General features: G+C 60.3%; 17 protein-coding genes. 16 read left to right on the top strand and 1 reads right to left on the bottom strand.

Features of this window, described 5'->3' with window-relative positions; genetic code table 11:
* Nucleotides 1-38: 38 nt before the first annotated feature.
* The 16 genes from yaaA (at nt 39) to ABIE16_RS00685 (ending at nt 20,358) form a co-directional block, all read left to right on the top strand.
* Nucleotides 39-818: a peroxide stress protein YaaA gene (gene yaaA / locus ABIE16_RS00760; RefSeq protein WP_057713390.1), complete on the top strand. Its 780-nt coding sequence runs from the start codon at nt 39-41 to the stop codon at nt 816-818.
* An 826-nt stretch (nt 819-1,644) separates the two neighbouring features.
* Nucleotides 1,645-2,961 carry a nucleotide sugar dehydrogenase gene (locus tag ABIE16_RS00755; protein WP_057713389.1) on the top strand — a complete coding sequence of 439 codons (1,317 nt, stop codon included), beginning with the start codon at nt 1,645-1,647 and terminating at the stop codon, nt 2,959-2,961.
* A 95-nt stretch (nt 2,962-3,056) separates the two neighbouring features.
* On the top strand, nt 3,057-4,538 hold the full coding sequence (alg8, locus tag ABIE16_RS00750; RefSeq protein WP_057713388.1) for a mannuronan synthase: 1,482 nt from the start codon (nt 3,057-3,059) through the stop codon (nt 4,536-4,538).
* Between the two features lie 36 nt (nt 4,539-4,574).
* Nucleotides 4,575-5,744 (top strand): alginate biosynthesis protein Alg44, encoded by a 1,170-nt coding sequence (locus ABIE16_RS00745; RefSeq protein ID WP_102671020.1) that lies wholly within the window; start codon nt 4,575-4,577, stop codon nt 5,742-5,744.
* A gap of 15 nt (nt 5,745-5,759) precedes the next feature.
* A complete protein-coding gene (algK, locus tag ABIE16_RS00740; RefSeq protein ID WP_429520395.1) occupies nt 5,760-7,262 on the top strand; it encodes an alginate biosynthesis TPR repeat lipoprotein AlgK in 1,503 nt (500 codons plus the stop codon).
* On the top strand, nt 7,259-8,743 hold the full coding sequence (locus ABIE16_RS00735) for an alginate export family protein (protein WP_150814297.1): 1,485 nt from the start codon (nt 7,259-7,261) through the stop codon (nt 8,741-8,743). The genes algK and ABIE16_RS00735 overlap by 4 nt, the downstream gene beginning before the upstream one ends.
* Before the next feature lie 26 nt (nt 8,744-8,769).
* Nucleotides 8,770-10,344, top strand: a complete 1,575-nt coding sequence (gene algG / locus ABIE16_RS00730) for a mannuronan 5-epimerase AlgG (protein WP_429520394.1) — start codon at nt 8,770-8,772, stop codon at nt 10,342-10,344.
* Nucleotides 10,345-10,354: 10 nt separating this feature from the next.
* Entirely contained in the window at nt 10,355-11,803 is a 1,449-nt protein-coding gene (locus ABIE16_RS00725; RefSeq protein WP_340312941.1) for an alginate O-acetyltransferase, read from the top strand.
* 8 nt (nt 11,804-11,811) lie between these two features.
* Nucleotides 11,812-12,936, top strand: coding sequence for a mannuronate-specific alginate lyase (locus ABIE16_RS00720; protein WP_057713382.1), 1,125 nt, complete (start codon nt 11,812-11,814; stop codon nt 12,934-12,936).
* Between the two features lie 213 nt (nt 12,937-13,149).
* On the top strand, nt 13,150-14,715 hold the full coding sequence (locus tag ABIE16_RS00715) for an MBOAT family O-acyltransferase (RefSeq protein ID WP_429520393.1): 1,566 nt from the start codon (nt 13,150-13,152) through the stop codon (nt 14,713-14,715).
* 11 nt (nt 14,716-14,726) lie between these two features.
* Complete coding sequence (locus ABIE16_RS00710; RefSeq protein WP_057713380.1) at nt 14,727-15,902, top strand: alginate O-acetyltransferase; 1,176 nt, start codon at nt 14,727-14,729, stop codon at nt 15,900-15,902.
* Nucleotides 15,903-15,916: 14 nt separating this feature from the next.
* Nucleotides 15,917-16,573, top strand: coding sequence for an alginate O-acetyltransferase AlgF (locus tag ABIE16_RS00705; protein ID WP_057713379.1), 657 nt, complete (start codon nt 15,917-15,919; stop codon nt 16,571-16,573).
* 187 nt (nt 16,574-16,760) lie between these two features.
* Complete coding sequence (locus ABIE16_RS00700) at nt 16,761-18,212, top strand: mannose-1-phosphate guanylyltransferase/mannose-6-phosphate isomerase (protein ID WP_057713378.1); 1,452 nt, start codon at nt 16,761-16,763, stop codon at nt 18,210-18,212.
* Nucleotides 18,213-18,500: 288 nt separating this feature from the next.
* Complete coding sequence (locus ABIE16_RS00695) at nt 18,501-18,965, top strand: multidrug transporter (RefSeq protein ID WP_429520392.1); 465 nt, start codon at nt 18,501-18,503, stop codon at nt 18,963-18,965.
* Nucleotides 18,966-18,999: 34 nt separating this feature from the next.
* The gene (locus tag ABIE16_RS00690) at nt 19,000-19,824 is read left to right on the top strand and encodes an SDR family oxidoreductase (RefSeq protein WP_429520391.1); all 825 of its coding nucleotides are present in this window, start codon (nt 19,000-19,002) and stop codon (nt 19,822-19,824) included.
* Between the two features lie 144 nt (nt 19,825-19,968).
* Nucleotides 19,969-20,358 carry a DUF4440 domain-containing protein gene (locus ABIE16_RS00685; RefSeq protein WP_340313320.1) on the top strand — a complete coding sequence of 130 codons (390 nt, stop codon included), beginning with the start codon at nt 19,969-19,971 and terminating at the stop codon, nt 20,356-20,358.
* Nucleotides 20,359-20,473: 115 nt separating this feature from the next.
* Here the strand turns inward: ABIE16_RS00685 and ABIE16_RS00680 are convergent, their stop codons facing one another.
* On the bottom strand, nt 20,474-21,337 hold the full coding sequence (locus ABIE16_RS00680; RefSeq protein WP_057395860.1) for an efflux RND transporter periplasmic adaptor subunit: 864 nt from the start codon (nt 21,335-21,337) through the stop codon (nt 20,474-20,476).
* Between the last annotated feature and the right edge of the window lie 13 nt (nt 21,338-21,350).

Genomic DNA, 21,350 nt, shown 5'->3' with positions numbered 1-21,350 from the left:
CCCCTAGAATCGCCGCCACGATTAAAGGAGACGACTTCATGCTGATGGTGATTTCACCCGCCAAGACCCTCGACTATGAAACACCGCCGGCGACCCAGCGCTTCACTCAGCCGCAGTACCTCGACCACTCCCAGGAGTTGATCCTGCAATTGCGCGAGCTGACGCCCGCGCAAATCAGCGAATTGATGCACGTGTCCGACAAGATCGGCGGGCTCAACGCCGCGCGTTTCGGCAGCTGGACGCCCGCGTTCACCCCGGAAAACGCCAAGCAGGCGCTGCTGGCCTTCAAGGGCGATGTGTACACCGGCATGAATGCGCAAACCCTCAGCGAAGCCGATTTCGATTACGCCCAAAAACACCTGCGCATGCTCTCTGGCCTCTATGGCCTGCTGCGTCCGCTGGACCTGATGCAACCCTATCGCCTGGAAATGGGCACCAAACTGGCCAACGCTCGGGGCAAGGATTTGTATGCCTTCTGGGGCACGCGCATCAGCGAGTGGCTGAACGAAGCCCTGGTCGATCAAGGCGATGACGTGCTGCTCAACCTGGCGTCCAACGAGTACTTCTCGGCCGTCAAACGCAACGCCTTGAACGCGCGCATCATCAATACCGAATTCAAGGACCTGAAGAACGGCCAGTACAAGATCATCAGCTTCTACGCGAAAAAGGCCCGTGGCTTGATGAGTCGCTTCGTCATCGAAGAACGCATTAACGACCCGGCCACCCTCAAGCAGTTCGACGTTCAAGGCTATCGCTACAGCGCCGAACAGTCCAAGCCGGACAATCTGGTGTTTCTACGCGATCACGCACCAGAGTGATGCATCCGGTCGGTGCACGACCTCCACAAACCCTCGTGCGCCGACCCTTGATTCACTTCAGACTTCCCTGCCATTTCGCCATTTTTTTGGCGCCATAAAAACACCAGCTGATTTTCTAACTTTAGTTTCACTCGACTTCAATCATTTTTTTGCGTAGTGGCACTGACTTTTTTTAACAGTAGTGGCAAAAAAATATCCCCTCTGTTGAGCCGCCTATATATAAAGGGCGAAACGGCAAGTGCTATCAATTTGAGAGCAGTGCCATCTTTCTCAATATTTCAAGAAATTTCAGATTTCGCGATGAGTGGGCTGGAACTATGTCCAAACGAGCCGCTCATACCACCGGTAACGATTCTCGCCGAGCGTGTACGAGATAACTTACGCAGATAAGCGATTCGTGTAGCGAAGTTGTAATATTAACTTGCGCTGACTAATCACCGATTTGGACAACAGCAATCGGACAGGAGATAACGCGGTATGACTATCCCCTACAAGGCCACGACAGCGCCCCTATAAACGTGCTCACCCGAGCACCCAACCGCTTGATCCACGGGCTTTCGGCCTGACATCAGGCGTGCAAGGCCGTTGCACCTGCATCCTTCCGACAGGAGGATCGGCTGCATAACAGGGCAAATCATAACAACAAGGCCTAGTTGCGCACCCCTTGAGTGCATTTATTTAGACACTCGTAACTTATATGCCAGCACAGGGCATTGTCGTGCCTGTAAGGCACACTTGCGAGTGCACTAAAACACGCTGAATACCATTAACTCCGGCCATTTAATGGCTTGATGTTTACAGGCTTGATAACAGAGAGGTAATTGCGATGCGCATCAGCATTTTTGGTTTGGGTTACGTCGGCGCAGTATGTGCCGGTTGCCTGTCTGCACGGGGCCATGACGTCGTTGGCGTCGATGTGGCCAAAGACAAGATCGATATGATCAATGCCGGCAAATCGCCGATCGTTGAACCAGGCCTGGGTGAACTTCTGGCCCAGGGCATCCAGACAGGTCGTCTGCGTGGCACCACCAACTTCGCCGAGGCGATTCGCGACACCGACCTGTCGATGATCTGCGTGGGCACGCCGAGCAAGAAGAACGGCGATCTGGAACTGAACTACATCGAGGCAGTGTGCCGCGAAATCGGTTTTGTCCTGCGTGACAAGACCACCCGCCACACCATCGTGGTGCGCAGCACCGTACTGCCGGGTACCGTGGCCAATGTGGTCATCCCGATTCTCGAAGACTGCTCCGGCAAGAAGGCCGGTGTTGATTTCGGCGTGGCCGTGAACCCTGAGTTCCTGCGCGAAAGCACCGCCATCGCCGACTACGACCAGCCGCCAATGACCGTCATCGGTGAATTCGACAAGGCGTCCGGCGACGTTCTGCAATCGCTGTATGAAGAGCTCGACGCACCGATCATCCGCAAGGACATCGCGGTCGCCGAGATGATCAAGTACACCTGCAACGTGTGGCACGCCACCAAGGTCACCTTCGCCAACGAAATCGGCAACATCGCCAAGGCGGTCGGCGTCGACGGTCGTGAAGTGATGGACGTGGTCTGCCAGGACAAGACCCTCAACCTGTCCCAGTACTACATGCGCCCAGGCTTCGCCTTCGGCGGCTCGTGCCTGCCAAAAGACGTGCGTGCCCTGACCTACCGCGCCGGTTCCCTGGACGTGGAAGCCCCGTTGCTCAACTCGCTGATGCGCAGCAACGAATCCCAGGTGCAGAACGCTTTCGACATCGTTTCCAGCCACGACAAACGCAAAGTCGCCCTGCTGGGCTTGAGCTTCAAGGCCGGCACCGACGACCTGCGCGAAAGTCCGCTGGTCGACCTGGCGGAAATGCTGATCGGCAAGGGCTATGACCTGAGCATCTACGACAGCAACGTCGAGTACGCCCGCGTTCACGGTGCGAACAAGGACTACATCGAGTCGAAGATCCCTCACGTCTCGTCCTTGCTCAACTCCGACTTCGACGCGGTGATCAACAACTCCGACGTGATCATCCTCGGCAACCGCGACGAGAAGTTCCGCGCGCTGGTGCAGGAAGTTCCACACGGCAAGCAAGTGATCGACCTGGTCGGTTTCATGTCCAAGGCCACCAGCGTGACTGGCCGGACTGAAGGTATCTGCTGGTAAAGCAGCCGCAAGCTTCAAGCTCCAAGCCGCAAGTTCAAAGCTCCTCGCTTGGGGCTTGAAGCTTGGGGCTTGCAACTGACTTTAGGATTCCGATTATGCACAGGCTAAAACACGGCCTACTCCAGGCCGCCGGTTGGCTGTTCTACCTGAGTTTACTGATGGGCCTCGCCATGGCGTTGCCCGTGTCCACGTTCGACTCCGAGTCGAAGGACTTTATTTTCCTGATTGGCGCCGTGGGTATCTGGCGCTATTCGATGGGTGCCACCCACTTTGTGCGCGGCATGATTTTTCTGTACATCGTCTACCCGCACCTGCGGCGCAAAGTGCGCAAGCTGGGCAAAGCGGCTGACCCGTCCCACGTGTTCCTGATGGTCACCAGTTTCCGCATCGACGCCCTGACCACCGCGCAGGTCTACAGCTCGGTGATCCGCGAAGCCATCGACTGCGGTCTGCCGACCACCGTGGTCTGCTCCATCGTGGAAATGTCCGATGAGCTGCTGGTCAAAAGCCTGTGGAAACGGATGAACCCGCCGTCCCGGGTCAAGCTCGACTTCGTGCGCATTCCCGGCACCGGCAAACGCGATGGCCTGGCCTACGGCTTCCGCGCCATCTCCCGGCACCTGCCGGATGATCGCGCCGTGGTCGCGGTGATCGATGGCGACACCGTGCTGGCCGAAGGCGTGGTGCTCAAGACCGTGCCGTGGTTCCAGATGTTCGGCAACGTCGGTGGCCTGACCACCAACGAATTCTGCGAAGTGCGCGGCGGCTACATCATGAGCGAATGGCACAAGCTGCGTTTCGCCCAGCGTCACATCAACATGTGCTCGATGGCCTTGTCCAAGCGCGTGCTGACCATGACCGGCCGCATGTCGGTGTTCCGCGCCACCGTGGTCACCAACCCGGACTTCATCGCCGACGTGGAAAGCGACTCGCTGCAACATTGGCGCCTGGGTCGCTTCAAGTTCCTTACCGGCGATGACAAGTCGAGCTGGTTCAGCCTGATGCGCCTGGGCTACGACACGTTCTATGTGCCCGACGCGGCGATCAACACCGTTGAACACCCGCCGGAAAAGAGCTTCATCAAGGCCAGCCGCAAACTGATGTTCCGCTGGTACGGCAACAACCTGCGGCAGAACTCCCGTGCCCTGGGCCTGGGGGTCAAACGCCTCGGCGTGTTCACTTCGGTGGTGCTGTTCGACCAGCGCGTGTCGATGTGGACCTCGCTGCTGGGCCTGACCGTGGCACTGATCGCCAGCTTCAAGTACGGCACCGCGTTCATCCTGGTGTACCTGCTGTGGATCGGCATCACCCGGTTCATCCTGACCTTGTTGCTGTCGTGCTCCGGACACCGGATCGGCCCGGCTTACCCGGCGATTCTCTATTACAACCAGATCGTCGGCGCGCTGGTGAAGATCTACGTGTTCTTCCGCCTCGACCAACAGTCCTGGACCCGCCAACCCACGTCTCTGACCCGTGATCTCGCCAGCTTTCAACGTTGGTTCAACACCTGGTCGTCTCGGACCATGACCTTCTCTGCCGGCAGCATTTTTGTCGCCGTGCTGCTGTTGATGGTCTGACCGCCCCCTTATTGAATTAACCAGGAAATCGCCTTTATGAATACCGCCGTCAACGCCAACGTAGTGCATGAATCCGAAGCCCAGCGCCAACACGCCCGAGTGAAAATCCCGGCCAAGTTGCGTTTCTTCGGCCCTGACCGGACGCCGGTCGAAGCCCGGGTGATCGACCTGTCCGCCGGTGGCCTGGCGTTCAACGCCGGTCAATTGCCGCTGAAGATGGGTGACGTGTACAAGGCCCGCCTGCAATTCGTCATCGACAACCTCGGCCTGGCCATGGACGTCGAGTTGCAGGTCCGCTCTTTCGATCGCGAGACCGGACGCGCCGGCTGCCAGTTCCAGAACCTGGAACCACGGGACATCTCGACCCTGCGCCACCTGATCACTTCGCACCTGGCTGGCGACATCGTCAGCGTGGGTGAAATGCTGGCGACCCTGCAGCGCGACAACTTCACCAAGGCGCGCAAGGTCAAGGACGGCGGCCACGGCATGTCCGCGTTCGGACGCCTGAAAGCCGTGACCTTCAGCCTGGGGATCTTCGTTGTCGGCGTGGCCGCATTCGGCTTTGTCTTCAAATCGGTGTATGGCATGTACTTCGTCAGCCACGCCCAGGCCGGTCTGGTCAGCGTGCCGGGCGTGAACATCACCATGCCCCGCGACGGCACCGTGCAGAGCCTGGTGAAAGCCGACGGCGTGGCCGCCAAGGGCGCACCGCTGGCGACCTTCAGCACCAGCATGCTCGACGTGCTCAAGGGCCATCTGGACGAAGACCAACTGCAACCGGCCAAGGTTGAAGAACTGTTCGGCAAGCAGATGACCGGCACCCTGACCTCGCCTTGCGACTGCACCGTGGCCCAGCAAATGGTCGCCAACGGCCAGTACGCCAGCAAGGGCGACGTGATCTTCCAACTGGTGCCGCGTAACAGCGAAGCCAACGTAGAAGCGCGCTTCTCCTATCGCCAGTTCAGCGACGTGCGCCCGGGTACTTCAGTGCGCTTCCAGATCGCCGGCGAGGACAAGAGCCGCACCGGCAAGATCGTCAGCAGCACCAGCCTGAAAAGCGCCGACCTGTCTTCGGACATCCGCGTGCTGATCCAGCCGGACGAAACCCTGGACAGCTCCCTCGCCGGCCGCCCGGTGGAAGTGAACAGCGACCGTGGCCCGAACCTGAACTGGCTGATCGACAAAGCCATGGCTGTCGGTCTTTAAGTCGAGGACATGCCTGTGACTACTCCAACCCTCAACACGCCGCCGACCCTGTGGGAGCGAGCTTGCTCGCGATGGGATCGACGCGGTCTGTCTGATGCACCGAGCCAGCCGCATCGCGAGCAAGCTCGCTCCCACATGGGATTTGCGTTCTGTTCGCTAGCCCTGGCGGTCAGCCTCAGCGGCTGCGCCGGCCTGCCCGACCAGCGCCTGGCCAACGAAGCGCTCAAACGTGGCGATACCGCCACCGCCGCGCAGAACTACCGGCAACTGGCAGACCTGGGCTACAGCGAAGCCCAGGTCGGCCTGGCCGATATCCAGGTCGACAGCCGTGACCCGACGCAGATGAAACAGGCCGAGGCGACTTACCGCGCCGCGGCCAGCGTTTCGCCGCGCGCCCAGGCACGCCTCGGTCGTCTGCTGGTAGCCAAGCCCGGTTCCACCGAAGCGGAACAACACGAAGCCGAAACCCTGTTGAAAAAAGCCGCTGCGGCGGGCGAAGGCAATACGCTGATCCCGTTGGCGATGCTGTACCTGCAATACCCGCACAGCTTCCCCAACGTGAATGCCCAGCAGCAGATCAGCCAATGGCGCGCCGAAGGCAAGCCGGAAGCGGGTCTGGCGCAGGTGCTGCTCTATCGCACCCAGGGCACCTACGACCAGCATCTGGATGACGTGGAAAAAATCTGCAAGGCCGCGCTCAACACCAGCGACATCTGCTACGTCGAACTGGCCACGGTCTATCAGAAACAGGCCAAGCCAGAGCAACAGGCCGAGCTGATCAAGCAGATGCAAGCGGCTCATGCCCAAGGCACCGTTTCGGCGCAGCGCGTCGACAGCGTCGCCCGCGTGCTTGCCGATGCGTCCCTGGGCAAGACCGACGAGAAGACCGCACAGTCGCTGCTCGAACCGATCGCACCGGGCTACCCGGCGTCGTGGGTCACCCTCGCGCAACTGCTCTACGACTTCCCCGAACTGGGCGACGTCGACCAGATGATGAAGTACCTGGACAACGGCCGCGCCGCCGACCAGCCCCGCGCCGAGCTGTTACTGGGCAAGCTCTACTTCGAAGGCAAACTGGTGCCGGCCGACGCCAAGGTCGCCGAAGCGCATTTCCAGAAAGCCGTCGGCCGTGAAGTCGCTGCCGATTACTACCTCGGCCAGATTTATCGCCGTGGCTACCTGGGCAAGGTCTATCCGCAGAAGGCCCTCGACCATCTGTTGACCGCTGCGCGCAACGGCCAGAACAGCGCCGACTTCGCCATCGCCCAACTGTTTTCCCAAGGCAAGGGCACCAAGCCGGATCCGCTGAACGCCTATGTCTTCAGCCAACTGGCCTTGGCCCAGAACACTCCGCAAGCCACCGAGCTTGCGCAAACAATCCAAACGCAACTGCCGCCCGACCGGTTGGCCGAGGCCCAACGCCTGTTGAAACAAGAACAGGCCGTGCGCGGTGCCCTGAGCCCGAACACGCCGGAACTGCATGCCCTGCAAGAAGAAGATGGCGAGGAATCCCAATGAAGTTGAATCCATTCATGAAGGCCGGCATCGGCCTGACATTCGCGCTGATCTGGTCTTGCCCGACGCTGGCTGCGATGACTGAAGAAACCAAGAACTTCGGCCTGGACGTAAAAATCACCGGCCAGTCCGAAGACGACCGTGACCTCGGCACCGCCGACGGCGGCGACGTCAACGGCGTCGGTCTCGACCTGCGTCCGTGGGTCTATGGCGAAAGCGGCGCGTGGAGCGCCTACGCCATGGGTCAGGCAGTGACGTCCACCGACATCATCGAGACCGACACCCTGCAACAATCCGATGGCGCCGAGAACACCGACAATGGTGATCGCGAGACCAAGAAAAACTACCTGGCGATGCGTGAGTTCTGGGTCGGCTACAGCGGCTTCACGCCCTACCCCGGCGAGATCCTGAAGTTCGGTCGCCAGCGCCTGCGCAATGACGACGGCCAATGGCGCGACACCAACATCGAAGCCCTTAACTGGACCTTCGACACCACCCTGCTGCGCGCCAACGTCGGTATCGCCGAACGCTTCAGCGAGTACCGCACCGACCTCAAGGAGCTCGCACCAGAGGACAAGGATCGCCTGCACGCTTACGCCGATGCGGCGTACCAGTGGACACCGGGCAACTGGGTGGGCATCCGCGGTCATCACACCCACGACGACGGCAAACTCGACTACGCACAACCGGGCGTGCCGAGCGATTCGCTGGACAAAAAACAAAACGGCGACATCAGCTGGCTCGGCCTCACCGCCGACAGCGACGCCTACAACTGGCGCAATACCAACACAGTCAACTACTGGGGCAGCATCACCGGCATGAGCGGCGACCGTGACACGGTCAATCCGCTGAACGCCGATGGCACCGCTCCCGCACAAGCCAAGCGCAGCGGCGATGTCGATGGCTGGGCCACCGATCTGGGTGTTCGCCTGCGCCTCGATCCGCAATGGCAAGTCGGTGCGGCCTACGCCCGCGCCAGCGAAGACTATGAACAGAACGGTCTGGAAAGTAACCGCTCGAACTACACCGGTACCCGCTCGCGCGTGCACCGTTTCGGCGAGGCCTTCCGTGGCGAAATGAACAACATGCAGAGCGCCACTCTGTTCGGTTCGTGGATGCTCAACGACGAATACGACGCCAGCCTGATCTACCACAAATTCTGGCGCGTCGACGGCAACAAGCCGGTCGGCAGCAACGGCATCGACGCTGTGCAGAACAATACCGATGACGTGACTGGCGCGATCCTCTCCAGTACGTCCCTGCCACTGAACGATGGCGAGAAAGACCTCGGTCAGGAAATGGACCTGGTGGTGACCAAGTACTTCAAGCAAGGCCTGTTGCCGGCTTCGATGAGTCAGGCGATCGATGAGCCTTCGGCCCTGGTGCGCTTTCGTGGCGGCGTGTTCAAGCCAGGCGATGCGTACGGCAAGGAAGTCGATTCGTACATGCACCGCGCGTTCATCGACGTGATCTGGCGCTTCTGATGCACATTGCGAAGGGAGTCTCCCAGATGAATCATCCAGCCCGAAAAGGCTCGATCAGCCTGCTGGCCGGCGCGATGCTGCTGGCCAGTGCGACTGGCTTCGCCAATGTGGAGCCGGCGAAGCCGGCAACCACGGCCAAGGAACTGCAACAGGCCAAGACCTACACCGTCAGCAGCGCACCGACCGCGCCGCTGGAACTGGCCACGCCGAAACTGCCGGACGTTTCCGGCTACACAGCCGAAGCTATCGCCGCGAAGATCGTGCGCAGCAAACCGGGCAAGATCAGCCTGCGCCGGATGATGCAGGAAGACGCCCTGAAGGACTTCATTGGTGGCGACAACAAGATGGCCGAGTGGGTAGTGCGTCAGCACGGCATCCCCCAGGCGATCTTCGTCGACGACGGCTACATGAACCTCAAGGACCTGGCGAAAAAGGTCCCCAAGCAGTACTTCAGCGAAACCTCGCCGGGTGTGTTCCTGGCGAGGTTGCCGATCGTGGTCGGTCGCCACGGCATCCTGGAAATCGACAAGCAGACCCAGGAACTGCGCCTGTCCCAGGAAGCCGGCTCGTTCCTGGTCAACGACGGCCAGCTGTTCGTGCGTGACACAAAAATCACTGGCTGGCGCGAGAAAGACAACGGCCCGGCGACGTTCAATTCGCCCAAGGAATTCCGTCCGTTCCTGCTGTCCTGGGGCGGCACCGAGACCTACATCGCCAACAGCAAGATCGCCAGTTTCGGCTACGCCAACAGTAAATCCTACGGCGTGAGTATTTCCCAGTACACGCCGAACATGGCCAAGGTGCTCAAGCGCCGTGAGCCGACCGGCTGGATCGTCGGCTCCGAGTTCTCGGACATGTGGTACGGCTTCTACTGCTATGAAACCCGCGACTTCGTGGTCAAGGGCAACACCTACAAAGACAACATCGTCTACGGCATCGACCCCCACGACCGTTCCCACGGTCTGATCATTGCCGACAACACGGTGTACGGGACCAAGAAGAAGCACGGGATCATTATTTCCCGTGAGGTCAACGACAGCTTCATCTTCAACAACCGCAGCTACGACAACAAGTTGTCGGGCCTGGTGATCGACCGTAACAGCGTGAACAACCTGATCGCCCACAACGAGATCTACCAGAACCACACCGACGGCATCACCCTCTACGAGAGTGCCGACAACCTGCTGTGGGGCAACAAAGTCGTCAGCAACCGTCGCCACGGCATCCGCATTCGTAACAGCGTGAACATTCGCCTGTACGAAAACGTCGCCATGGCCAACGGCCTGACCGGCGTCTATGGCCACATCAAGGACCTGAGCAACACCGACCGTGACATCAAGCTCGACCCGTTCGACGCCCAGGTGTCGCTGATCGTGGTCGGCGGTGAGTTGGCGGCCAACGGTAGCGGGCCGCTATCCATCGACTCGCCGCTGAGTGTCGAGTTGTATCGCGTGTCCATGCTCGCCCCGACCAAATCCAGCGGCATCAGCTTTTCGGGGATTCTCGGCGAGCGCCAGGATGAAATTCTCGACCTGCTGGTGCGCCAGCAGAAAGCCGTGCTGATCGACCCCGTCGAACGCCAGACCGAAATGCGGGACTGAGGACAATCTTATGCACCCACACTTGATCAAATTACTCAGCCTGTCGGCCCTGACCGCCGGCATTCTCGCCGCCAGCGGTGGTGCTCGCGCCGATGAGGTCAAAGCGCCTAGCTTCACCGCAGAACCGTGCTGCAGCCTGTGCCCGGCCGCCCACGATGCGAAGAACTACACCACCCGTTATCAGCAGAACTTCACCACCCTGGTACAGGCCCAGGGCGACTGGCTGTTCCGGACCCAGGAAGACCTGCGCACCGAATTCGACACCACGCCCGCCGGCTACAAACGCATGAAACAACTGCACGATGCGTTCAAGAGCAAAGGTGTAGAACTGGTCATCGTGTACCAGCCGACCCGTGGCCTGGTGAACCGCAACAAACTCAACCCGGCGGAGAAAGCCAGCTTCGACTTCGACAAGGCGCTGCAGAACTACAAGACCATGCTCGGTCGTTTCGCGCAGATGGGCTATGTCGTCCCGGACCTTTCGCCGCTGACCAACGAGTCGTTGCCCGACACCCTGCCCGCCCACGATTTCTACTTCCGTGGCGACCAGCACTGGACGCCGTACGGTGCCCAACGCACGGCGAAAATCGTCGCCGAGAAAGTCAAACAGTTGCCTGAATTCGCCGACATTCCCAAGCGCGAATTCGAGACCAAAAAGTCGGGACGCATGGGCAAGACCGGAACATTGCACAACATGGCCGGTCAACTCTGTGGCACCAGCTATGCGATCCAGTACATGGATCAGTTCACCACCGAGCCGAAGGGCGAAGCGGGCGATGGCGATCTGTTCGGTGATTCCGGCAATCCGGAAATCACCCTGGTCGGTACCTCCCACAGCGGCAAGAACTACAACTTCGCCGGTTTCCTCGAAGAGGCCATCGGCGCCGACATTCTCAACGTGGCGTTCCCCGGCGGCGGCCTGGAAGGTTCGATGCTGCAGTACCTGGGCAGCGACGAGTTCCAGAAGAACCCGCCGAAGATTCTCATCTGGGAATTCTCGCCGCTGTATCGCCTCGACCAGGAAACCATCTACCGCCAGATGATGGCGCTGCTGGACAACGGTTGCGAAGGCAAGGATGCACAGATGTCCGGCAGCACCACCCTGAAGCCGGGCAAGAATGAACTGATGGTCAACAGCAAAAACCTGAACCTGCAAAACGGCAGTCACCAGGTCGACATCCGCTTCGCCGACACCTCGGTGAAAACCCTGCAAGCCACCCTCTGGTACATGAACGGACGCCACGAGGACATCAAGATCGAAAAACCGGAAACCTCCGATACCGACGGGCGTTTCGCCTTCGAGTTGCGCACGGACGAAGACTGGGCCACGCAGAATCTGCTGGCCGTCGAAATCCAGGGGCCTGAAAACGCCACCACGCCACAGAAAGTCGAAGCGAAAATCTGCAAACGCAACGTATTCCCGAGCGCCGAACAGCGTACTGCTTCGGTCGGGCAATGAGGTCTGCTATGCGAAATCCGATACTTTCAAAATTGTTGGCACCCACCCTGTTAAGCCTGGCGATGTTCGCCGGTGCAGCGCAGGCTGCGGCGCCACTGCGCCCGCCGCAGGGATACTTCGCGCCGATTGAAAAAATCAAAACCGGCGACAAGAGCGAAGGCTGCGATGCGATGCCGACGCCGTACACCGGCTCGCTGCAATTTCGCAGCAAATACGAAGGTTCGGACAAGGCCCGCGCGACCCTGAACGAGCAGTCGGAAAAAGCCTTCCGCGAAAGCACCGCCGACATCACCAAGATCGAGCGAGGCATCAGTAAGCGCGTGATGCAGTTCATGCGTGACGGCCGCCCGGAACAACTGGAGTGCACGCTGACCTGGTTGACCGCCTGGGCCAAGGCCGATGCGCTGATGTCCAAGGACTTCAACCACACCGGCAAGTCCATGCGCAAATGGGCGTTGGGCAGCATGGCGTCGTCGTACATTCGCCTGAAATTCTCCGACTCCCGTCCGCTGGCCAACCATCAGCAAGAGTCGCAGCTGATCGAAGCCTGGTTCAGCAAGATGGCCGACCAGGTAGTCAGCGACTGGGACAACCTGCCGCTCGACCAGACCAACAACCACTCGTACTGGGCCGCCTGGTCGGTGATGGCCACGTCCGTCGCCACCAACCGTCGCGACCTGTTCGACTGGGCAGTGAAGGAATACAAGGTCGGCGCCAACCAGGTCGACGCCGACGGCTACCTGCCCAACGAACTCAAGCGTCAGCAACGGGCCCTGGCCTACCACAACTACGCCCTGCCGCCGCTGGCGATGATCGCCAGTTTCGCCCAGGTCAACGGTGTGGATTTGCGCCAGGAAAACAACGGCGCATTGAAACGCCTGGGTGATCGCGTGCTCGCCGGGGTGAATGACCCGGATGAGTTCGAGGAAAAGAACGGCAAGGAACAGGACATGACCGACTTGAAGGTCGACTCGAAATTCGCCTGGCTCGAACCGTTCTGCTCGCTCTACACCTGCTCGCCCGAGGTGCTGGCGAAGAAGCACAAGATGCAACCGTTCAAGACCTTCCGCCTCGGCGGTGACCTGACCAAGGTCTACGACCCGGCCAATGAAAAGGGCAGCAAGGGTTCTTGAAGACAGACACAAAACCTGTGGGAGCGAGCTTGCTCGCGATAGCGGTCTGACATTCAACATCGATGTCGACTGACACTCCCTCATCGCGAGCAAGCTCGCTCCCACAGGGTCGGTGTCGAAAGTGAGTTTTGTGAGTTAGCCCCCCGGATTTCCGTGGGGGGTTTGGGGGGGCCGTTGGCCCTTGACTGTTGGTTCAAACAAGGAGAGATCGGGATGGTTTTTTCGTCCAACGTGTTCCTGTTTTTATTCTTGCCGATCTTCCTCGGCTTGTACTATCTGAGCGGGCAACGCTATCGCAATTTGCTGCTGCTGATTGCCAGTTACGTGTTCTACGCCTGGTGGCGTGTGGACTTCCTCGCGCTGTTCGCCGGCGTTACGCTGTGGAACTACTGGATCGGCCTGAAAGTCGGTGCCGCCGGGGTCAGGACCAAACCGGCGCAGCGCTGGCTGCTGCTCGGCGTGGCTGTCGACCTGTGCATCCTCGGCTACTTCAAGTACGCCAACTTCGGCGTCGACAGCATCAACGCAATGATGACGTCGGTGGGCCTGGAACCCTTCATCCTGACCCACGTGCTGCTGCCGATCGGGATCTCGTTCTACGTCTTCGAGTCCATCAGCTACATCATTGACGTCTACCGTGGCGACACCCCGGCGACCCGCAACCTGATCGACTTCGCAGCGTTCGTGGCGATCTTCCCGCACTTGATCGCGGGCCCCGTGTTGCGTTTCCGTGACCTGGCCGACCAGTTCAACAACCGCACCCACACCCTCGACAAGTTCTCCGAGGGCTGCACGCGGTTCATGCAGGGTTTCATCAAGAAAGTCTTCATCGCCGACACCCTGGCGGTGGTGGCCGACCACTGCTTTGCCCTGCAAAACCCGAGCACGGGCGATGCCTGGCTCGGCGCCCTGGCGTATACCGCGCAGTTGTATTTCGACTTCTCCGGTTACAGCGACATGGCCATCGGCCTGGGCTTGATGATGGGTTTCCGCTTCATGGAAAACTTCAAGCAGCCGTACATCAGCCAGTCGATCACCGAGTTCTGGCGGCGCTGGCACATCAGCCTGTCGACCTGGCTGCGTGACTACCTGTACATCACCCTCGGCGGTAACCGCAAAGGCACGCTGATGACCTATCGCAACCTGTTCCTGACCATGCTGCTTGGTGGTCTGTGGCACGGCGCGAACATCACCTACATCGTCTGGGGTGCGTGGCACGGCATGTGGCTGGCGATTGAAAAAGCCATCGGCCTGAACACCTCGCCACGCAGTTTCAACCCGATCCGCTGGGCACTGACCTTCCTGCTGGTGGTGATGGGCTGGGTGATCTTCCGCGCGGAAAACCTGCACGTCGCCGGGCGCATGTACGGTGCGATGTTCAGCTTCGGCGACTGGTCGCTGTCGGAACTCAACCAGGCCAGCCTCACCGGTCTGCAAGTGGCGACCCTGATCGTGGCCTACGTGACCCTGGCGTTCTTCGGCCTGCGCGATTTCTACACCAACCAGCCTCCGGTCAAGACCAAGCCTGCCGTGAGCTTCGACACCGACGGCCCGGCCGCTGCGACACCGGGAACGATCAAGGCCGTGCCAGGGGATAACCCGGCGAGCATCCACCAGCCAGGCTACACCGTCGGCGTCGAAGCCCAGGTGCAACCGGCCTACTGGACCGCTGACTGGTCGCGTTACGTGATGCGTGCGCTGGTGCTGCTGCTGTTCATTGCCTCGATTCTCAAACTCTCGGCGCAGAGCTTCTCGCCGTTCCTTTACTTCCAGTTCTGAGGGATCTGACCATGACCCGCTCATTACGCATCTTCTACATCGCGCTGTTCCTGGTGACCTTGCTGGTGCTCGGTCTGTGGTCGGTGCGCAGCTTCTTCGGCTTCAGCACCAACGCCGATGCGACTGTGCTCAACGGCCGCTGGAGCAAAGCCGTGGAAACGCACTACGACGACGAGTTCCCGATCAAGCGCCTGGGCACCAACCTCTGGGCCGCGCTGGATTTCAAACTGTTCAACGAAGGTCGTCCGGGCGTGGTGCTCGGTCGCGACCAGTGGTTGTACAGCGATGAAGAATTCCACCCGGTAGTCAACGAAGAGCTGAACCTGCAAGGCAACTACGCGCTGGTCGAAGGCGTACGCCAGACCTTGAAGGAAAAAGGCGTGCAACTGGTGATGGCGGTGGTGCCGGCCAAGGTGCGCCTGTACCCGGAACACCTCGGTGAAGTGAAGCCGGCGAGCATCCACGCCAACCTCTACAAGGACTTCCACCAGCGCCTGGCCGCCGACCGTATTCCGGCCCCTGACCTGCTCGGCCCGCTGCAACAGGCCAAGCAGAATGGCCAGCAAGTGTTCCTGCGCACCGACACCCACTGGACGCCGCAAGGTGCCGAGATCGCCGCCAATCGTCTGGCCAGGACCATTGCCGACAAGTACCCGCTAAGCGGCGAGCCCCAGCGTTTCGTCACTGAACCTGCCGAAACCATTACGCACAAGGGCGACCTGCGTCTGTTCCTGCCACTGGACCCGCTGTTCGAAAACCTGATGCCTAAACAGGAGCAATTGCAGAAGCGCAATACGGTCGTGGCTGAAGATCAATCCGCCGGTGACGACGCGCTGTTCGCCAACACCGAAGTGCCGGTGGCCCTGATCGGCACCAGCTACAGCGCCAACCCCAACTGGAACTTCGTCGGGGCGCTCAAGCAAGCGCTGAACAGCGACGTGGTCAATTACGCCGAAGACGGCCACGGCCCGATTCTGCCGATGCTCAGCTACCTCAAGAGCGACGCCTTCAAGAACAGCCCGCCACAGGTGCTGATCTGGGAGTTCCCTGAACGATATCTGCCCGTGAACAACGAAATCGGCGACGCCGACCCGCAGTGGGTCGCAGAGCTTAAACAAGCCGGCGCCCGCCAACAAAACGTAGCTGCAAACACTAAATCCGAGACGCCCGACCGGGCGCAAAACTGAAAGAGAGGTACACCATGACTTTCACTACAACTCCTCGTCGTCTCGCTAAAAGCTTTGCCCTGGTTGCCGGCCTCAGCGTGCTGTCGGTACAGGCTTTCGCCGCAGGCGACGCCGCCCTGTACGGCCCGACCGCACCGAAAGGCTCGACCTTCGTGCGTATCTACAACGCCGGCAACGCCGAAGTCAGCGCCACCGTCGGCAGCACCAACCTGAGCGACGTCGCGCCACTGTCCAGCACTGACTTCAGCTTCATGCCGGGCGGCGACTACAGCGCCAAGGTTGGCAGCCAGACCCTGCCGGTGAAACTGGCCGGCGACCACTATTACACCCTGGTCAACAACGCCAGCGGCGCCCCGCAACTGATCGAAGAGCCGCCGTTCAAGAACAAACAGAAGTCCCTGGTACGCGTGCAAAACCTCAGCGACAAGGCGCTGACCTTGAAGACCGCCGACGGTAAGACCGACGTGGTCCCGAACGTTGCGCCCAAGGGCCGCGGCGAGCGTGAAATCAACCCGGTCAAGGTCAGCCTGGCCTTGTACGACGGCACCACCAAAGTCGGCGACGTAAAACCGGTCGCCCTGGAACGCGGTGAAGCCGCAGTGCTGTACGTCACTGGCAGCGGCAGCAGCCTGTCGCCGGTCTGGGTGAAACGCCCGGTGTCGACGCGCTAATACATTCGTCTGGCTTGACCCAATCCCTGTGGGAGCGGGCTTGCCCGCGATGAGGCCCTTGAGACCGCCATCGCAGGCAAGCCAGCTCCCACAAGGACCGAGGCGTCAATCCGGACACGGAACAAAAACAAGAGTGAAACGACAGAACGCAGTAGCTCTAACCAATCGATTTTCAAGGAGTAAAAACATGATTCCGGTGATCTTGTCAGGTGGTAGTGGCTCACGTCTTTGGCCGCTTTCCCGTAAGCAATTCCCCAAGCAGTTCCTGGCCCTGACCGGCGAACACACCCTGTTCCAGCAAACCCTGGAACGCCTGGTGTTCGAAGGCATGGATTCGCCAATCGTGGTCTGCAACAAGGACCACCGCTTCATCGTCAACGAGCAGTTGGCCGCGCGCAAGCTGGAAACCCAGCGCATCCTGATGGAACCGTTCGGTCGCAACACCGCGCCGGCCGTGGCCCTGACCGCGTTGATGCTGGTCAATGAAGGTCGCGACGAGCTGATGCTGGTGCTGCCGGCGGACCACGTGCTGGAAGACCAGAAAGCCCTGCAACGCGCCCTGGCCCTGGCCACCGTCGCCGCAGAAAACGGTGAAATGGTGCTGTTCGGCGTGCCGGCCACCAAGCCGGAAACCGGTTATGGCTACATCAAGTCGACCAACGACTCGCTGCTGCCTGAAGGCGTCAGCCGCGTCTCGCACTTCGTCGAAAAGCCTGACGTGAAGCGCGCCACCGAGTTCGTCCAGTCCGGCGGTTACTTCTGGAACAGCGGCATGTTCCTGTTCCGCGCCAGCCGCTTCCTTGAAGAGCTGAAGAAGCACGATCCGGACATCTACGACACCTGCGTGCTGACCCTGGAGCGCAGCCACCAGGATGCCGACACCATCACCTTCGACGAAGCCACCTTCGCGTGCTGCCCGGACAATTCCATCGACTACTCGGTGATGGAAAAAACCCAACGTGCCTGCGTCGTGCCGCTGACCGCGGGCTGGAGCGATGTCGGCTGCTGGTCGTCGCTGTGGGAAGTCAATGCAAAAGACGCCAACGGCAACGTCACCAAAGGCGACGTGGTAATCCAGGACAGCAAAAACTGCATGATCCACGGCAACGGCAAACTGGTGTCGGTGATCGGCCTGGAAAACATCGTCGTGGTCGAAACCAAGGACGCCATGATGATCGCCCACAAGGACAAGGTCCAAGGCGTGAAGCAGATGGTCAACACCCTCAACGAACAGGGCCGCAGCGAAACCCAGAACCACTGCGAGGTCTACCGTCCGTGGGGCTCCTACGACTCGGTGGACATGGGCGGCCGCTTCCAGGTCAAGCACATCTCGGTCAAACCGGGGGCTTGCCTGTCGCTGCAGATGCACCACCACCGCGCCGAGCACTGGATCGTGGTCAGCGGCACCGCCGAGGTGACCTGTGACGAGAACGTGTTCCTGCTGACCGAGAACCAGTCGACCTACATTCCGATCGCTTCGGTTCACCGTTTGCGCAACCCGGGCAAGATTCCGTTGGAGATCATCGAAGTTCAATCGGGCAGCTACCTGGGCGAAGACGATATCGAGCGGTTTGAAGATATCTACGGGCGCTCGACCCCGGTTGAGCGTGGCGTGTCGGTGAAAACCATCGCGCAGTAACGTTCAGTAAAACAGAAGCCCCCGTCCAGCCTGCTGCGTTCCCTATCCGCAGCAGGCTGGGCGGGGGCTTTTTTTGTACTGAGTTTTTGTAGTGCCTTGCCTGGCCCCATCGCGAGCAAGCTCGCTCCCACAGGGTGTTGGGTTGATCACGGATTTTGTGTTCGGCTCGGTACACTGTGGGAGCGAGCTTGCTCGCGATGGGCCAGTCGGCACACCACCGAATCGCCCATCGCCAACCCCACCTGCGCTTAGGTAGGATGACCCTCTCTATTCCCGAGATTTCACGTCATGTTCATCGGCGTCCTGCTGGTCATCACCTGGCTGATCCTGTTGCTGCGCTATCCGGCCAAGGCCTTGCCCGTTTCCGTGGCCGCCGCCGTGGGGCTGGGCATCGTCGCCACCTGGGTCATCTGGATGGACCACCACGAACTCAAGCAACTGCAACGCCTGGAGTTGCGCATCAGTTACGCACCGCAGCAGTGCCCCGCCGACCGCCCATTGCAATTGACCCTGAACAACGGCAATGACGTGCCGCTCACTGAGTTGCGCTGGCGGGTCGCGGCTTATGCACCGGGCGATACGGTGAACCTGGCCGACAATCAATACACCGCCCCGCGCTATCGTGGTCCTGGTGAATTGCATGCCGGTGGCAACTGGAAAGACTGTTTGCCGCTGCCGCCACTGCGTCCTGGCTACCGTCCGGAAACCCTGGAGTTTCGCGCCGAGCGATTGCAGGGTAGTTTTTCCGACTGATCCCACCCCCCCTCTTTTGCACAAGGAATGCGCCATGCCCGTTGCGTTGATTACCGGTTGCTCCAGCGGCATTGGCCGCGCCCTTGCCGACGCGTTCAAAGTCGCCGGCTATGAAGTCTGGGCCAGTGCGCGCAAGACCGAAGATGTTGCCATGCTGAACGCTGCCGGATTTACCGCTGTGCAACTGGACGTAAACGACGGTGTTGCCCTTGAGCAGTTGAGCGAGCGCATCAACCAGGAGCGCGGTGGTCTCGACGTGCTGATCAACAACGCAGGTTATGGCGCCATGGGACCGCTGCTCGATGGTGGCGTACCAGCCATGCAGCGCCAGTTCGAAACCAATGTGTTCGCCGTCGTCGGCGTCACTCGCGCGATGTTTCCCGTGCTGCGCCGGACCAAAGGATTGGTTGTGAATATCGGCAGCGTTTCGGGTGTGTTGGTCACGCCATTCGCCGGGGCCTACTGTGCCTCGAAAGCCGCCGTGCATGCCTTGAGCGATGCCTTGCGCATGGAACTGGCGCCGTTCGGTGTGCGGGTCATGGAAGTCCAGCCGGGAGCCATCGCTTCCAGTTTCGCCAGGAATGCCGGGCACGAAGCCGAGCAACTGATCAGCGAACAGTCGCCATGGTTTCCGCTGCGCGAAGGCATACGCGCCCGGGCCAAAGCCTCTCAGGACAACCCGACCCCGGCCAGTGAATTTGCCGTCGGTTTGCTCAAGGCTGTGCAGCAGGACAAGCCACCGCGACTGATTCGCCTGGGCAATGGCAGCCGCGCGTTGCCGCTGCTGGCGGGTTTGTTGCCCAAGGGTTGGCTCGAGTCCGGGCTGATGAAGCGGTTCGGGCTGCGTGGGCAGCTCTGAGACCACGGTGCCCCTATCGCGAGCAAGCTCGCTCCCACAGGGATTGTGGGTATGAATGCCATCTATGCCACCCAGATGCCCCCTGTGGGAGCGAGCTTGCTCGCGATGGCGCCGGAACAAACACCCCAGAACTCAGGTATCAACATGACCGACTACACCGAATACTTCGAAGAAGTGATCCAGGCCCACGTGGCCATCGAACAATGGCTGGCCGAAGAACGTGACGCGTGTGAACTCGAAAAACTGCTGACACGTTTTTCGCCGCAGTTCTCCATGGTCTCGCCGCTCGGCCGGGTGCTGGACTTTGACGCGCTGAACGAATTGTTCTCGCTGGCGGGCGGCAAGAAGCTCGGGTTCCGCATCGAGCTCAGTGAGTTGCGTGGTATTGCGTTGCACGACGGTGGCGCGACCGTGAGTTACCGCGAACAGCAGACCGATGCGACCGGACTACACTCGGATCGTCGCTCGACCGTGGTGTTCGAGAAGGTGGAAGGCAAGATCCTTTGGCGGCATTTGCAGGAGACGTTTTGCTGATCAACTGTAGGAGCGAGCCTGCTCGCGATGGACGTCAACGATAACGCAGGCGTTCAGAAAGCACGCGTCGCTCTCAGGTTTTTCGCGAGCAGGCTCGCTCCTACAGGGGAATGGGTTATGCCCCATCACCTTGTTTGACCACCACCGTACAAGTGATCCCCGCCGCCAACAGCACACCCTCCGGCACTTCATCGATGTGAATCCGCACCGGTACTCGCTGCGCCAAACGTACCCAGTTAAACGTCGGGTTCACATCGGCAATCAGCTCTCGGCTCTCCGGGTTGTCGCGGTCGTAGATGCCACGCGAGATGCTTTCCACGTGGCCCTTGAGCACTTCGCCGCTCATCAGTTGCATGTCGGCCTTATCACCAACGCGCACATGGGGCAGCTTGGTTTCTTCGAAGAAGCCGTAGACCCAGAACGAGTTCATGTCGACCACGGCCATTTTCGCCTCGCCGATGCGCGCGTAGTCACCGCGATGCACGTTGAGGTTGGTCACGTAGCCATCCACCGCCGCGCGCACTTCAGTGCGTTTCAGGTTGAGCTCGGCGGCTTCCAGTTGCGCCTGGGCCTGCTGGTAATCGGCCAGGGCCGAGTCGGCGAGGTTACTGGCGTCGTCACGGTTTTCCCGGGAGATCACCAGGTTGTCCATATCGGCGCGACGATGGGCGTTGACCTTGCGCATCTCCCAGGTCGCCTTGCGCGATGCCACCAGACTCTGTGCCTGTTTCACTGCGAGACGGTAGTGCTCGGGGTCGATCTGCATCAGCAAATCGCCCTTCTTCACCAACTGGTTGTCGCGCACTGGCACGTCCACCACTTCGCCAGTGACGTCGGCGGCGACGTTGATGATATCGGCGCGCACGCGGCCGTCGCGGGTCCATGGCGTGTTCATGTAGTGCTCCCACAAGGAGCGGCCGATCCACAGCGCGAGAGCCAGCACCAGCAAGGTCGCGAGCAGGCTGAAAAACTTTTTCATCGGGGCATTCTCA

This window comes from Pseudomonas sp. 2725 (assembly GCF_050434585.1).
Taxonomy (GTDB): domain Bacteria; phylum Pseudomonadota; class Gammaproteobacteria; order Pseudomonadales; family Pseudomonadaceae; genus Aquipseudomonas; species Aquipseudomonas jessenii.
This window is presented reverse-complemented; position numbering and strand designations above follow the sequence as displayed.

What these genes read in the sequence shown, in the direction of transcription:
- yaaA (WP_057713390.1), top strand. Translation starts at nt 39, where the DNA reads ATGCTGATGGTGATTTCACCCGCCAAGACCCTCGACTATGAAACACCG.
- ABIE16_RS00695 (WP_429520392.1), top strand. Translation starts at nt 18,501, where the DNA reads ATGTTCATCGGCGTCCTGCTGGTCATCACCTGGCTGATCCTGTTGCTG.
- ABIE16_RS00720 (WP_057713382.1), top strand. Translation starts at nt 11,812, where the DNA reads ATGCGAAATCCGATACTTTCAAAATTGTTGGCACCCACCCTGTTAAGC.
- ABIE16_RS00710 (WP_057713380.1), top strand. Translation starts at nt 14,727, where the DNA reads ATGACCCGCTCATTACGCATCTTCTACATCGCGCTGTTCCTGGTGACC.
- ABIE16_RS00700 (WP_057713378.1), top strand. Translation starts at nt 16,761, where the DNA reads ATGATTCCGGTGATCTTGTCAGGTGGTAGTGGCTCACGTCTTTGGCCG.
- ABIE16_RS00705 (WP_057713379.1), top strand. Translation starts at nt 15,917, where the DNA reads ATGACTTTCACTACAACTCCTCGTCGTCTCGCTAAAAGCTTTGCCCTG.
- ABIE16_RS00690 (WP_429520391.1), top strand. Translation starts at nt 19,000, where the DNA reads ATGCCCGTTGCGTTGATTACCGGTTGCTCCAGCGGCATTGGCCGCGCC.
- alg8 (WP_057713388.1), top strand. Translation starts at nt 3,057, where the DNA reads ATGCACAGGCTAAAACACGGCCTACTCCAGGCCGCCGGTTGGCTGTTC.
- ABIE16_RS00680 (WP_057395860.1), bottom strand. Translation starts at nt 21,337, where the DNA reads ATGAAAAAGTTTTTCAGCCTGCTCGCGACCTTGCTGGTGCTGGCTCTC.
- ABIE16_RS00685 (WP_340313320.1), top strand. Translation starts at nt 19,969, where the DNA reads ATGACCGACTACACCGAATACTTCGAAGAAGTGATCCAGGCCCACGTG.
- ABIE16_RS00715 (WP_429520393.1), top strand. Translation starts at nt 13,150, where the DNA reads ATGGTTTTTTCGTCCAACGTGTTCCTGTTTTTATTCTTGCCGATCTTC.
- ABIE16_RS00735 (WP_150814297.1), top strand. Translation starts at nt 7,259, where the DNA reads ATGAAGTTGAATCCATTCATGAAGGCCGGCATCGGCCTGACATTCGCG.
- ABIE16_RS00755 (WP_057713389.1), top strand. Translation starts at nt 1,645, where the DNA reads ATGCGCATCAGCATTTTTGGTTTGGGTTACGTCGGCGCAGTATGTGCC.
- algG (WP_429520394.1), top strand. Translation starts at nt 8,770, where the DNA reads ATGAATCATCCAGCCCGAAAAGGCTCGATCAGCCTGCTGGCCGGCGCG.
- ABIE16_RS00725 (WP_340312941.1), top strand. Translation starts at nt 10,355, where the DNA reads ATGCACCCACACTTGATCAAATTACTCAGCCTGTCGGCCCTGACCGCC.
- ABIE16_RS00745 (WP_102671020.1), top strand. Translation starts at nt 4,575, where the DNA reads ATGAATACCGCCGTCAACGCCAACGTAGTGCATGAATCCGAAGCCCAG.